The organism is Corynebacterium sp. ACRPO (genome assembly GCF_022347205.1).
Lineage (GTDB): Bacteria > Actinomycetota > Actinomycetes > Mycobacteriales > Mycobacteriaceae > Corynebacterium.
In genome coordinates this window covers 124,883-138,332 of the sequence record NZ_JAKRNE010000006.1, presented here as the reverse complement: position 1 = coordinate 138,332, position 13,450 = coordinate 124,883, and the positions used below count along the sequence as shown (strand labels likewise).

Sequence of the window (13,450 nt, the reverse complement as noted above, 5' to 3'; positions counted from 1 at the left end):
CGCTCGCCCCGCGCGACCTGCCTCGGGAGGACGCCCCGGTTCCCTCGCCGCCGACCGAGCCACCTTCGCCGTCGGACGCGGCGCCGGCGCCTGAGTCTGCACCCGGTTCGCGTCCTAGCTCGGCTGCCGCGCCTCAGCAGCGTCCCGCGCCAGCGCCCGCACCGGCACCCCGCCCGCAACCTGCGGCGCCGGCCCCACGCCCACCTGCGCGGGACAAAAGCGGCCTGCCGAACCTCAATATTCCGCCGCACGAGGTGCGCGGGCGCATCGAGGACGCGGTGCCTGATGTGCCGGCAGTGCCCGCTATGCCCGCGCCCGCCCCACCACCTGCGCCGCCGCTGCCGCCTGCGCCGCGGATTCCGGGCCTCTAGCTCACCGCTTTCAGCCCCACGATGCCGCCGATGATCATGGTGAGGAATAGCGCCTTCCACACCGTGGCGGCCTCGTGTCCGGCGGCGAAAGAATAGATAACCGCCACCGACGCGCCAACGCCCGCCCACACCGCATAGGCCGTGCCCACCGGGATGCTGCGCATCGCCCAGGCCAACCCGCCCATGGAAATCGCGCAAGCCACGAGGAAAATGAGCGAGGGCCACAGGCGAGTGAAACCTGCGGACTTATCCAGCGCCGCCGCCCACACGGCCTCGAATGCGCCGGAGAAAATCAAGATGAACCACGCCATAACTGCTTCCTGGCCGTCTTGTCGCGTTGCCGGGTACGGCTCCCTCGTCCGGGGCTCGCGCAAGTCGCGGCGAACCTGCACCCAATGATGGCACACTAGGAAACCATGAAGATTGCATTTCTTGGAACTGGCCGCATGGGAACCGAACTAGCCCGCCGCCTGCTCAACGAGCAAGACGGCATCGAATTGACCGTCTGGAACCGCACCGCCGAGCGCGCCCAACCGCTGGTGGAGGAAGGCGCCGAGCTTGCCGCCTCGCCTACCGAGGCCGTAGCGAACGCTGAGGTCATTATTACCTCTCTCTTCGGGCCCGACGATGTCCGCGAGGTCGTCGTCGAGCCGCAGCTCATCCCCGCCGGCGTGACGTGGATTGACACCACCACCGTCTCGCCCAACGATGCCCGCGAGTTCGCCGCCGCCGTGGAAACCTACGTCCACGCCCCGGTCGTCGGCACGCTTGGCCCGGCCCGCGAGGGCAAGCTCGGTGTCTATGTGGGCACGCCTAACGACGCCCGCCGTGAGCAAGCCATGTCCCTCGCCGAGTCCTGGGCGGGCGAGGACAAGCTCATCGGAGTGGAGGCGGCGGCCACGGCGGCCATCGGAAAGCTGCTGGCAAACCTCGCGCTCGCCGTCACCGCCGAGGGCCTGCTCGAAGCCCTGCAGCTCGGCGAGTCCGAGGGCCTAGACTCCGAGGTGGTGCTGCAGATGCTCGATATCACCGGCCTGTCCTTCATCGCCAATATGAAGGCGCCGTTTATCACCGGCGAGCGCAATACCGACCCGGGCGATTTCACCGTCGACGCCCTGGCCAAGGACGCCAAGCTCATGGAGATGACCTCCACCAAGCCACTGCCCGCCCTGACCGCCGCCATCGGCCGCTTCGAGGAAATGCAGGCCATGGGCCACGGTGATCAGGACTTCTCCTCCATCTTCGTCTTCCGCAATAAGGGCTAGTTATCCACAGGCCTGCCGGGCATGCGGGCCGAAATTCGCCCTGTGGGCCCTAGTTATCCACAGGTTCGCGCGCTCGCCCTCGCACAGGTTGCGCGCCGTAGCTTAGGCTGCGGGGCATGACAGCTCTTCAGACCTATCTCGCGGCCCTGGCGCCCGGCATCGACATCGTTGCCGGGTGCGCCGGCATGTCTGAAGACCAACTGCGCGCTGCCGGTGCGCCCAATAAGACGGCCCGCACTTTGCTCACGCTTGCCGACGCCCTCTTTGCCCCCACCTCCTTTGCCCGCCTGCAGCGCCAGGCGGTTACCGCCGCCCGCGACCGCGCCCACCCGCTGCCCACGCTGGAGGTAATCGAGCGCTACGCTTCCCGCGCCAAGACCAAGCGCGACGCCTGGCGCCTGCGCGTGGAGCTGTGCCGCACCGCCGCCGATACCGATGAGATGGAAAAGCTGGCGCGCAAAAAGCTGCGCGAGCTCAATCCCCCAGCCCCGCCGCGCCCCGGCGTGCGCATCCGCCGCCGCAAGGACGCGCCATGGACCCTGGCAATTACCGGGCCCTCTTCGCTCATCGCGGACTTAGAATCCAGTCTGGATGAGGATGCTCCCCTCGACTCCGTAGCGGAGCTCTTCTCCCCTTCCGGCGCCTCACAGGCTGCCCGCCCGACCATTACGACCAACGCGATCATCACGCTCGACGAGCTTGACCGCATCATCGATGGCGACGGCGAGGAAATCACCATCCAGCTCACCAACGGCGCCCGCCTCACTGGCGCGGAACTCGTCTCGCGCACGCTGGCAGAGCGCGGCCTTATCACCCTCGTCCACCCCTTCGAGGGCGCGGTCAACCTCTACCGCACGGAACGCATGGCCAGTGAAAAGCAGCGGCTCATGGCTGCTGCCGAAAATCCGGTATGCCCGTGGGTCGAATGCAACTATCCGGCGGATAAATGCCAGGTGCACCACTTGCGGGCATGGCGGCACGGCGGCGATACCAATATGGCCAACCTCGCCACCTGTTGCCCGTACCACAACGGCGTCAACGACGACGATCCAAATGCCCCACCGGTGCGCGGGCGCCTCGTGCGACGCCGAGGCCGCGTGGTGTGGCAGCCGCCCTGGGCTGACACCGCGCCAGCACCGCCATCGTCCCTCTAGCCCCTAAACCGTCAGGCAGCAGGATGCCCTGCTGCCGCATTGGCATGCCCGCAGCTAGCGAGCGATACGAGCCGCAGCGGCGCGGGCATCCGCGATGACATTAGGTACGCCAACCCCGCCGGCCCAAGCGCCGGTGGCATCGATGCCCGGCGTCGCCGCGAGGGCACCGCGCGCACCGGCCACGGTTTCCAGGTGGCCAGCATCAAAGCGCGGCAAACCGCCGAACCAACGTTGGGTAAAAATCTCGGCAACGCCCGCGGCGCGGCCGTCGAAGCCGGTAAGGCGCTGAAGGTCGTCGAGGGCATAGTCGACGAGGTCATCTTCCTCGGCGCGGACGATGGCGTCGTCGCCAAAGCGGCCGAAGGAGGCGCGCACCAAGGCGCCACCGCGCTCGGCCAGGTGCGGCCACTTGCGCGAGGACAGTGTGAAGGCCTTGGCGTGAACGTCGTCTTGGTCCGTGGCCACGAGGATGCCAGAGTTCTGCGGCAATGCGTTGCCGGCCGGGTCCGTATCAGACTCGAATTTCAGGCCCACGACTGCCGACGCCGCCAGCTTCACGCTCTTCAACCGCTCCGCCGCCCCCGGGGACACCTTGGGCAGCAGGCGCGCTGCGGTCGGTGCCGGGGTGGCCACCAGTACGCGGTCAAAGGGAGCGGTATCTCCGGGTGCGCCGGCTAGGCGGAATTTCTCGCCTTCTCGAGTGATGCCGGAGATGAAGGTATCGAGGTAGATCTTGGCACGGGATTTATCGGCCAGCGCCTCGTAGAGTTCTGCGTAGCCGCCGCGGAAGGTCTGAAAGAAGGGCCCGCCGCTGCGAGGCGCGGCCGCGCGGGCTTCTTCCAGCGAGCGGACCGCGGCCGAGAGGGTGACTGAGCCGCGCTCGGACAGCGCGTCGAGGGTCTCGGCCAGCGCTGGGATGGTCGCGCGTAACCCCAGGTCATCGGCCGAGCAGGAGTACACGCCGCCGAGGAGGGCGGAGATAACGTGGTCGACGAGGTCGTCGCCAAACTGCTGGCGCACCAAGCGGCCGACGGAGACGTCGCTGCCTGCCGTCCACTCGAAAGGCTCCTCGTTATCGATGCGGCGCGCAGTCTCGGCCGAGACCAAGTGAGCGACCGGCTCCGAGTGCGAAGGAATGCCCATCATTCCACCGCGCGGTAGCGGCTTAAGCTCGCCGGAGTACACCAGCGAATGCAGGCCGGAGGGCTCGACCAAGCTCCCGCCTAGGCCGAGGGATTCGATAAATTCCACGGCATCGTGGCGGCGGGCCAGGAAGGCCTCGGCACCCATGTCGGTCGGGCCGTCATTAAACGGCACGGAGTACAGCTTGCCGCCGATACGGCCGGCGGCCTCGAAAACCTCAACATCGTGGTCGCGCAGCTCGTAAGCGGCCGTCAAGCCCGCCAGGCCAGCACCAATAATCGCAATACGCATTTAGCCCTCCTCGTGAATGATGGATACGGCGCGGGTGATGGCCTCCGCGTCGGTAGTTGGCAAGACCCCGTGGCCGAGGTTCCAGATATGGCCGTCAATATCGCCACGCTCGCGGGCTCGGTCGACCTCGCAGCGGATGGTGCGCACGGCCTGGCGCACGGCGTCGTCGCCGGCAAAAAGCATGGCCGGGTCGAGGTTGCCCTGCAATACGCGGGCGCTCACGCGCTCGGCCGCGGCGTCCATGGGCACGCGATAATCGACGCCCATAACTTCCGACCCCGCCTCCGACATGGCCGGCAATAGCTCGCCGGTGCCGACGCCGAAGTGGATGCGCGGGATTTTCACGCCGGCCAGGATTTCCCGGGAGTACGGCAGCACGAACTCGCGGTAGTCGCGCTCGTTGAGGTAGCCGGCCCAGGAATCAAAGAGCTGCATGGCGTCAATGCCGGCGTCGACCTGCACCTGCAGGAAGCGGGTGATGGTCGGCACCAAGCGGCGCATGAGCAGGTGCCAGGTCTCCGGCTCTGCGTGCATGAGCGCCTTGGTGCGCTCGTGGTTCTTGGATGGCCCGCCCTCAATGAGGTAGCTGGCCAGCGTGAACGGCGCGCCAACGAAGCCGATGAGCGCTTGGGTTTCGGTGAGCTCGGCCAGGATGCGGGCGATGCCCTCGGTGACCTCGGGGACGTCGGTTTCCAGCAGCGGCAGCTTGCCGACGTCCTCCCTACTCCGCACCGCCTGCTCCATCACCGGCCCGCGCCCCGGCACGATATCGACCTTGACGCCCGCGGCCTTGAGCGGGACAACAATATCGGAGAACAAGATGGCGGCGTCGACGTCGTGGCGGCGCACCGGCTGCAGGGTTATTTCTGCCAGCAGTTCCGGCATGAAGCAAGAATCAAGCATGCTGATCCCCTCGCGGGCGGCGCGGTACTCCGGCAGCGAGCGGCCGGCCTGGCGCATGAACCAGACTGGGGGTCGGGAGGGGGTGCGGCCGAGGGCGGCTTCGATAAGCGGGGCACGATTGAGTCGAGACATGCCCCAATTATGAATCAAAAGTTGGAGTGAGGGCTAATTAGCCACGCAAGCTGCGGTCCTTGATAAACCGGTTGGACTGCGGCTGGAAAAGCAGCGCGAGGGCGACGATCAAGGTGATGGGGATAATCAGCAGCCCGAGCCCGCCGATGCCGAGTGCAAGAGCGGCGATATTGGTAAACAGCGCGAATGCGATGACCACGGTGATGATGCGGCGCGCCCACTTGGACCCGCCGGCCAGCTGCGCCGCGAAGAGCGCAAGCAGGATAGCGCCGACGGCATTGGTCACCGCGACAAACAGGCGATTGGAGTGGAGGTACTCCGCGACCTGCGCATTCTGCGGCTCCACCTGTGGCCCGCCCGAGCCGAAGATGCCCACCATGCCGCTCACCAGCATGATCACGGCGCTGACGACGAGCACCCAATATGCCCAGCGCAGCGGCCGCGGCCACGCATCGAGGTTCTCCTTGGCAGAGGTGTTTCGGGCCGCGCGGTTATAGTCGCGGGGCCCGGGCCGCTCGGTATTATTCATCGCTTGTTCTCCCGGTCAGTGCGGCTAGCACGGTCGGCACGGTTGGTGCGGTCGGGGCGTTCGCGCTTGCCGCCGTCATGCTTGCCGCGCTGGTCATCCTTGGAGCGCTTGCGCTCTTCTTCGGCGCGCTTCTTCTCGCGCTGCGCTTGCTCGAGTTCCTTTTCCAGCTCGCGCATCTGCTCGAGTTCGCCGGTGTAGTCCAAGGTCTCGGCCCGCACGGAGAAAATCAGGCCGAGCACCGCCGCGACGCCGACGAGGATCTGCACCATGCCATCGGCGGCAAAGAGCCAATCGGGCACGTCCGCGCCGGCCGGGGTGACCATGAAGGTCAGCAGGATACGGAATCCGAAGTAGATCGAAAAAGCGAACCACACGCGGCGCGAGGTGCCGGCCCGCTTGCTGCGGTTAGCAAGGGACCGCAACAGGAAGGCCAACAGCACGATAATCGCAAGCGAAATGGCCGCCGAAAGGGCGACGGAGCCATAGGCGGCGGTGCGGAGGAAGGTGTCGGAAAGCTGGGCTTCATCCACGCCGGCCGGTGCGGATTTGGCCATGTCCTTGGCCTGCGACATGAGTACGTCGTGGTTGAGCAGCGTGAGCACCACGTTGAGAACCTGGTGCACGGCCTCGCCGCATAGCGCGCCCAGCCACAGCCACAGCATGTACGTCACGGACTCCGGCCGCTGCTGCTGCCGCGGCGGGCGTTGCGTGTGTGGCGGGCGCGGGGCAGGGGCGGGCGACGGGGGCGTAGCAGTCACAGGGGTCCTTTACTTGAGCAGGCGGGCGGCTTCGGTAGCGAAGTAGGTCAGAATCTGGCCGGCGCCGGCGCGTTTGAATGCGGTCAGTGACTCGAGCATGATGGCTTCGCCGTCGATCCACCCGTTGGCGGCCGCGGCCTTGACCATCGCGTACTCGCCGGAGACCTGGTAGACCGCGACCGGCACGGGAGAAGTCTCCGCCACGGCCGAGAGCACGTCCAGGTAGGGCAGGCCGGGCTTGACCATAACGAAGTCCGCGCCCTCTTCGATGTCGAGCTCGGCTTCGAGCAGGGACTCGCGGAAGTTGCGCGGATCCTGCTGATAGGTGCGGCGGTCGCCTTCCAGGGAGGAACCGACGGCATCGCGGAAAGGGCCGAAGAAGGCGGAGGCGTACTTGGCGGAATAGGCCATGATGGCCACGTCCTCGTGGCCGGCCTCGTCGAGATCGGCGCGGATGGCGGCAACCTGGCCGTCCATCATGCCCGACGGGGAGACGATCTGCGCGCCGGCGCGGGCTTGGGAGCGGGCCATGTCTTGGTAGAGCTTGACGGATTCGTCGTTAAGCACGCGGCCTTTGTCATCTAATACGCCGCAGTGGCCGTGGGAGGTGAACTCGTCGAGGCAGGTATCGGCCATAACGATGAGGTCATCGCCGAATTCCTCGTGCAGGCAGGAAATACCGCGGTTCAAAATGCCCTGGGGGTCCCAGGCGACGGAGCCGGTCTCATCCTTGTCCTCATCGAGCGGCACGCCGAAAAGGTCGATGCACGGCACGCCGGCCTCCAGCGCCTCCTCGGCCGCGCGGCGCAGGGAATCGAAAGTGTGCTGGTAGACGCCCGGCATGGAGGGAATCTCGCGCGGGGCGTCGAGACCGTCCACGATGAACATGGGCAAAATCAGGTCCGAGGGGCGGACCTCGGTTTCGGCCACGAGGTTGCGCATCGCGGGGGTGGTGCGCAGGCGGCGTGGGCGGCGGGCTGGGAAGGTGCTCATTGGGTACTCCTTAGAGCGAGACTAAAACTTATGCCTTGTCGACCTTAGTAGCCTTCTTGCGCGAGCGGCGTTTCTTGCGCGGCGCGGGCAGGTTTCCGGCGGCGCGGAGGGCGGCGACGTGGTCTGCGAGGGCGTCGACAAGCGCGGGCACGTCCGCAACTTCGGGCACCACATCGACGCGCAGGCCCATTTCTTCCGCGGCCGCTCTTGCCGACGGCCCGATACACGCAATGATCGTCCGCTGGTGCGGTTTGCCCGCAATGCCCACCAGATTGCGCACAGTGGACCCGGAGGTGAACGCGACGGCGTCGAAGCCGCCGGTCTTGATCATGTCGCGGATTTCGGCCGAGGGTGGGGCGGCGCGGACGGTGCGGTAGGCCACGACGTCGTCGACCTCCCAGTCGAGGGCCTTGAGCCCGTCAACCAGGGTGTCGGCCGCGATATCGGCGCGCGGGAGCAGGACGCGGCCGACGGCGTCGATATCTTCTACGAAGTTGGGGAAGACATCGAGCAGACCCTCGGCGTTCTGCTTCTTCTTGTGTGGCAAGAGCTCCGGGACCATGCCTTTGGCGCGGATGGCGGCCGCGGTTTTGGTGCCCACGGCCGCAAGGTGGACGCCGGCGAAATCGCGGGCGTCGAGACCGAGTTGGGCGATCTTCTCCCATACCGCGGTCACGGCGTTGACGGAGGTGAAGACGATCCACTTATAGCGGCCCTCGACGATGCCCTTGATGGCGCGGTCCATCTGCGCCGGGTTGCGCGGCGGCTCGATGGAGATGGTGGGCACGTTTTGCGGGATGGCGCCGTAGCCGGCTAGGCGCGCGGACATCGGGCCGGCTTGTTCCTTGGTGCGCGGGACGAGCACGCGCCAACCATAGAGCGGGCGGTTTTCCCACCAGGAGTATTTGGTGCGGTCGTCGATGCTGCGGCCGAGGGTGACCACGAGCGGGCCGGTGAGGTCAGCGTCCAGCTTGCCCATGGTGCCCAGCGTGGTCTCATAGGTGCGCTGCAGGCGGGTGGTGCCGTGGACGGTGACGAATGCTTCGGTCTCGGCCGGCATGCCGCGCTGCTGCAGCTCATCGGAGATGACCGGCAGGTCCTCCTTGGTGGCCTGCAGGACGATGGGCTGGGTGGCATTGGCCAGCGCGTCCCAATCGGCGCCGTCGGTTACGTCGGCCTCGGTATAGGTCGAGCCGAGCGCAATACCGGCAAAGGACGGCACGGTAGATGGCAGGGACATGCCCGGCACCACCTGGAACTCCAGGCCGGCAGATGCCACGGCGTTGATCTCCGCCTTGATGGACTCGCGGTGCAGTGGGTTGCCGGTGACCAGGCGGATGACGTCCTCGCCATCGGCCTCGACCAAGCACTCGCGCAGCTGGGCGACGATATCTGCGGCCGGCTCGTACAACACCGCGGCCGTTGGCGGCGCGGGGCGCGGCGGTTTGCGGCGCGCGCCCTTGGCCTTGGCATCGGCGCACATTTGGGCGTATTCGGCCTCGGCGGCGTCGAGAAGCTCTTGCGGAACGGGCAGCGCGGCGGCGACGGCATCGCGCACGCCCTGCATGACCTGCGGATCGGTCACGGCGATGGCACTATTTGCCAGAACCTCGCGGGCGCGCACGGTCAGCAGGTCGGGATTACCTGGACCAGCGCCCACAAAGACGATCTTGCCCAATTGGGTGTCTGGCGCGGCATTGCTCATAAAGTTCTTTTCTAAAATCGGGCGCGCGGCACCGCGCACGGACATGATCGCATGCGGTGTGCTTCCCCGCGCCGGCGGTGGGTGACACGGTCTTAACGGCCAAAATCCCAGGCCTTGCGTCCTGGGATGCCCTTAAAGGGGGCCGGATCATTGCGGAACAATGATCTGTGGTATCTACACCTTAAATTATTAGCGCCTAAAGGCGAAATTACTTGCCCAGCAGCTCGGCCGCGCCACCGGCGAAAAGCTCGTCCGAGATGCGCGCGCCAAGATCGGCGGCTTCGGCCGCGGAGCCGGAAGCGGTGGCGGTGAGCTGGCGGGATCCGTCGAGCGCGAAGACGCCGCCGCGCACGGTGAGCTGGTCGCCGTCCCAGCGCGAGGTGGCGGCCACCGGCGCGGTGCAGCCGGCCTCGAGGCGGGCCAGCACGGCACGCTCACCAGCAGCGGCGGCCGAGGCACGCTCGTCCACGATGGCATCGAGGGCCGCAGCAGCCTCGGTGCCGGCCACGGCCTCGATGGCGAGTGCGCCTTGGGCCGGCGCCGGCATGAAGACGGTAGGCTCAAAGATTTCGGTGGCGCGGTCCGCATAGCCGCCGCGCAGCAGGCCGGCGTAGGCCAGTAGGACGGCGTCGAGCTCGCCGTCGGTGACCTTGGACATGCGGGTATCGATATTGCCGCGCAGCGGGCGAATCTCCAGGTCCGGGCGGAGGGCGGCGAGCTGGGAGATGCGGCGCGGGGCGGAGGTGCCCACGCGCGCGCCCTGCGGCAGCTGCTCCAGGCTCAGGCCATCGCGGGCGACGAGCGCCTCGCGGGAATCCTGACGCTGCGGCACGACGAGGCGGAAGCGATCATCGGGCGCGGTGGGCAGGTCCTTAAACGAGTGCACGGCAATATCGCATTCACCGGCATAGAGCGCCTCGCGCAGCGCCTGGGTAAATACGCCGACGCCGATGCGCTCGACGGGCGCCATATTGACGTCGCCGGCGGTGGTCACGATGTGGAGTTGGGAGTCAAAGCCGGCGTCGATAAGCCAATCGCGCACATGGCCCGCCTGGGTGGTGGCGAGCTTGGAGCCGCGGGTACCAATCTGAAACATTTAGGCCTCCTTAGTCATGGTGGGCAATTCATTGACGGCCACGGACACACCGGAGCCTTCCAGCTGCAGGCCAAAGAGTTCCTGCAGGGCGTTTTCACTGCTGACACTGCTTTCCGACGCCGCCAGCTTCTTCGCCCTCACCGTCGGTTCATGCAGCAGTTTATCGGCCACACGCTTAAGGGCGCGCTGGACGTCCTCAAGTTGCTTGCCCGCGAGTTCGGGGTGCTTGTGTTGCAGGCGCGCGGCTTCGCACTCGACGAGATCGGCCGCGCGGCGGTGCAGGGCGCTTACGGCCGGGGCGACGTCGCGCACGCGCTGGGCTGAGGTATAGGCCGCGAGTTCTTCGTCGACGATGTGGCGGGCCTGCGCGTGCGGGCTGGTGCCGGCCGCGAGATCGGTGGAGGCGGCCGAGAGCGACTTGCTCAGGCGCTCGATATTGACCAGATCCACGCCCTCGGCCGCGGCGGCGGCATCGTCGATATCGCGCGGCAGGGAAAGATCGATGAGCATGAGATCACGGCCGGCAGGAATGTCGGTGGCCGCGATGGTGAAGTTCTCGGCGCCGGTGGCGGAGATGGCCAGGTCGACGTCGGAAAGCGCGGTGGCGCGCTCGGAAAAGTCCACGACGCGGGTGGCAACGCCGGCTTCTTCGGCGTGGCTGGCCAGGCGCTCGGCGCGCTCGCGGGTGCGGTTGGCCAACACCAGCTCTTTGACACCCAGCCGGCCGGCGTGGGTGGCGGCGAGGGATGCCATGGCACCCGCGCCAAGGACCAGCGCGGTCTTGCCGGTCAGGTCTTCGGCGTCGAGGCGCTGCAGGGCCTGGTCGAAGGCGAAGGACACCATGGAGGCGCCGGCCTCGTCGATATCGGTCTCGGAGTGGACGCGCTTGCCGGCCCGCAGCGCGGCCTGCGCCAGCGCGTGGATGCGCGGGCCGACCGTGCCCTGCTCCGAGGCGGACTGGTAGGCGCTGCGCACCTGGCCGATGATCTGCTGCTCGCCCACCACCATGGAATCCAGGCCGGAGGTCACGGACATCAGGTGCTCGGCCGCGGCGTCGGCATAGCGCACGTAGAGGTAGTTGCGCAGCTCCTGCTCACCCACGCCGGAAACCTGGGTGAGCACGCGCACGACTTCTTGCACGCCGGCGTGGAAGGAGTTGGTGACGGTGTAGACCTCCATGCGGTTGCAGGTGGAGATAATCATGGCCTCTGAAAGCGGCTCAGCCGCCACGAGTTGCCCGCAGGCGGAATCCTGGACCGCACTATCCATGCTCAGCTTCTCCAGCAGCGCCACCGGCGCCGACTGGTGGGACATGCCCACGACGAGCACGCTCATGCACAACACTCCTCAACCCTTTGATTGATTTTAATCCTCCAAAAGACTACCCGTCGGTGTCGCGGATCCCGAATCAACCGGCCAGCTCGGCCGCTAACTCCTCGTTGTCTACTTCCCAGCAGGCAAACTCTTCGCCGTCGATGACCACAACGGGCACGCGGTCACCGAACTCCATGGCCAGCTCCGCGTCCTCATCCACGTTACGCACAGCAAGCTCCGCGCCTGCCCGCTTGATGACGGGGGTGATTTGCTCCCTCACGCGCGCGCAAGAACCGCAGGTGGTGCGTACCATAAGCTCGACGAGATGCTGGGACATATTCTCCTCACAAGGACGGCGGCGGTCGAAACCATTACTATGGACACGTTAGTCCACCCCGCGTTTGCGAAAGCTGTTTGTCTCACTCGTGTCCGCTACCACTCCCCCAGGGTTCCCCGAATCCCCCCGCGACTTCTTGGCCAATTGGACCGCCTCGCGCGGTAACCTGCGTAATTTCTTGGAGACCCAAGCGCTCGCCCCGCTGGACGAGGAATCGCAGCGCACCGCCGGTGAAGCCGCGGCCGCCGCGGCGCTGGAGGAATTCGGGCTGGAGTTGGAGGATTTCGCCTCCGGCGTGGACTCGGTCACCGGCTCCTATGATGCGGCTGGCGCCCAGCGCATCACCGCCCAAGACCCAGACGTACCGGTGGATGTGGGCGCGGCAGCGTTTTTCGACGTCGACAACACCCTCATCCAAGGCTCTTCCCTCGTGGAATTCGCCTTTGGCTTGGCGCGCAGGCGCTACTTCCGGCTTTCTGAAATCCTGCCGATTGCGTGGAAGCAGCTCAAGTTCCGCGTCTCCGGCAGCGAAAATGCCAAGGACGTGGCCGTCGGCCGCGCGCAGGCGCTGGAGTTTGTCAAAGGCCGCAGCGTCGACGAGCTGGTGGAGCTATGCGAGGAGATTGTAGACGCCTCGCTGGCCCGCCGCGCCTACCCCGGCACCACACAGCTGGCGGAGATGCACCTAGCCGCCGGCCAGCAGGTGTGGCTGGTCACCGCCACACCGGTCCAGCTAGCGCAGGTGCTCGCCCGGCGCTTCGGGTTTACCGGCGCGCTCGGCACCGTCGCGGAGGTCAAAGACGGCAAGTTCACCGGCCGACTGGTCGGCGATATCCTCCACGGGCCCGGCAAAAAGCACGCCGTGGCCGCGCTCGCGACCATCGAAGGCCTCGACCTCTCGCGCTGCACCGCGTATTCGGATTCCGCCAACGACGTGCCCATGCTGTCTATGGTCGGCACCGCCGTGGCCATCAACCCAGACCGCAAACTGCGCGATATCGCCGGCGACCGCGGCTGGCTCGTGCGCGACTATCGCTCCGTGCGCCGCGCCATCCGCACCTATGGTCTGCCGGCGTTGGCCACCGCCGCCTTTTCCTATGGCGGCTGGCGCTACTACCGGCGGTAGCGAGGGCGGTAGAGGGCGCTGGGGGACGTCGGCAAGCATGCAAAAACCCTCCGCACAATGGCGGAGGGTAAGAAGCGGGCTGGGGTTTACTTGCCCAGCTTACGACGCTGCACGCGGGTGCGGCGCAGCATCTTGCGGTGCTTCTTCTTGGACATGCGCTTGCGGCGCTTCTTAATGACGGAACCCATGGAGTCCTCACTTTCGTGTAGTACGTACTGTCAAACTTGTCAGCGCTAAAACGGCGAAGGTGCACTCTTGCCGCCGTGGCCACACGGACCGCGGGCCACATCAGCGAGCCGACACGAATGCACACCATCTTACCCAGCACCCAGC

14 protein-coding genes and 1 riboswitch are annotated in these 13,450 nt (G+C 66.6%); of the genes, 3 read left to right on the top strand and 11 right to left on the bottom strand.

What is annotated here, in order from left to right:
* Window positions 1-367 precede the first annotated feature (367 nt).
* Window positions 368-682 (bottom strand): multidrug efflux SMR transporter, encoded by a 315-nt coding sequence (locus tag MHY22_RS06215; protein WP_239278545.1) that lies wholly within the window; start codon window positions 680-682, stop codon window positions 368-370.
* A gap of 8 nt (window positions 683-690) precedes the next feature.
* A riboswitch (guanidine-III (ykkC-III) riboswitch) is annotated at window positions 691-761 on the bottom strand.
* Between the two features lie 26 nt (window positions 762-787).
* Here MHY22_RS06215 and MHY22_RS06210 point away from each other — a divergent pair.
* Both MHY22_RS06210 and MHY22_RS06205 read left to right on the top strand, forming a co-directional pair.
* Window positions 788-1,636 (top strand): NAD(P)-dependent oxidoreductase, encoded by an 849-nt coding sequence (locus MHY22_RS06210; protein ID WP_239278544.1) that lies wholly within the window; start codon window positions 788-790, stop codon window positions 1,634-1,636.
* Between the two features lie 116 nt (window positions 1,637-1,752).
* Complete coding sequence (locus MHY22_RS06205) at window positions 1,753-2,790, top strand: HNH endonuclease signature motif containing protein (protein WP_239278543.1); 1,038 nt, start codon at window positions 1,753-1,755, stop codon at window positions 2,788-2,790.
* Window positions 2,791-2,844: 54 nt separating this feature from the next.
* On the opposite strand, the gene MHY22_RS06200 is transcribed toward MHY22_RS06205, so the two are convergent.
* The 9 genes from MHY22_RS06200 to MHY22_RS06160 all read right to left on the bottom strand — a co-directional run bounded on the left by MHY22_RS06200 (window position 2,845) and on the right by MHY22_RS06160 (window position 11,991).
* Window positions 2,845-4,224 (bottom strand): protoporphyrinogen oxidase, encoded by a 1,380-nt coding sequence (locus tag MHY22_RS06200; RefSeq protein ID WP_239278541.1) that lies wholly within the window; start codon window positions 4,222-4,224, stop codon window positions 2,845-2,847.
* Entirely contained in the window at window positions 4,225-5,259 is a 1,035-nt protein-coding gene (hemE, locus tag MHY22_RS06195; protein WP_239278540.1) for a uroporphyrinogen decarboxylase, read from the bottom strand.
* Between the two features lie 37 nt (window positions 5,260-5,296).
* Window positions 5,297-5,788 (bottom strand): tellurium resistance protein TerC, encoded by a 492-nt coding sequence (locus MHY22_RS06190; protein WP_239193833.1) that lies wholly within the window; start codon window positions 5,786-5,788, stop codon window positions 5,297-5,299.
* Window positions 5,785-6,546 carry a hypothetical protein gene (locus tag MHY22_RS06185; protein WP_239278539.1) on the bottom strand — a complete coding sequence of 254 codons (762 nt, stop codon included), beginning with the start codon at window positions 6,544-6,546 and terminating at the stop codon, window positions 5,785-5,787. The genes MHY22_RS06190 and MHY22_RS06185 overlap by 4 nt, the downstream gene beginning before the upstream one ends.
* A gap of 9 nt (window positions 6,547-6,555) precedes the next feature.
* Window positions 6,556-7,539 (bottom strand): porphobilinogen synthase, encoded by a 984-nt coding sequence (gene hemB, locus MHY22_RS06180; RefSeq protein WP_239278538.1) that lies wholly within the window; start codon window positions 7,537-7,539, stop codon window positions 6,556-6,558.
* A 28-nt stretch (window positions 7,540-7,567) separates the two neighbouring features.
* Complete coding sequence (locus MHY22_RS06175) at window positions 7,568-9,244, bottom strand: uroporphyrinogen-III synthase (RefSeq protein ID WP_225746033.1); 1,677 nt, start codon at window positions 9,242-9,244, stop codon at window positions 7,568-7,570.
* Between the two features lie 208 nt (window positions 9,245-9,452).
* Window positions 9,453-10,340, bottom strand: a complete 888-nt coding sequence (hemC, locus tag MHY22_RS06170; RefSeq protein ID WP_239274427.1) for a hydroxymethylbilane synthase — start codon at window positions 10,338-10,340, stop codon at window positions 9,453-9,455.
* Window positions 10,341-11,675, bottom strand: coding sequence for a glutamyl-tRNA reductase (locus MHY22_RS06165; RefSeq protein WP_239278537.1), 1,335 nt, complete (start codon window positions 11,673-11,675; stop codon window positions 10,341-10,343). It lies immediately after the preceding gene.
* Between the two features lie 73 nt (window positions 11,676-11,748).
* Window positions 11,749-11,991 carry a glutaredoxin family protein gene (locus tag MHY22_RS06160; protein ID WP_049377845.1) on the bottom strand — a complete coding sequence of 81 codons (243 nt, stop codon included), beginning with the start codon at window positions 11,989-11,991 and terminating at the stop codon, window positions 11,749-11,751.
* 88 nt (window positions 11,992-12,079) lie between these two features.
* Between MHY22_RS06160 and MHY22_RS06155 the strand changes: the two genes are divergently transcribed.
* Window positions 12,080-13,117, top strand: coding sequence for an HAD family phosphatase (locus MHY22_RS06155; RefSeq protein WP_239274429.1), 1,038 nt, complete (start codon window positions 12,080-12,082; stop codon window positions 13,115-13,117).
* A gap of 86 nt (window positions 13,118-13,203) precedes the next feature.
* Here the strand turns inward: MHY22_RS06155 and MHY22_RS06150 are convergent, their stop codons facing one another.
* Window positions 13,204-13,305, bottom strand: a complete 102-nt coding sequence (locus MHY22_RS06150) for a 30S ribosomal protein bS22 (protein WP_003855542.1) — start codon at window positions 13,303-13,305, stop codon at window positions 13,204-13,206.
* Window positions 13,306-13,450 lie beyond the last annotated feature (145 nt).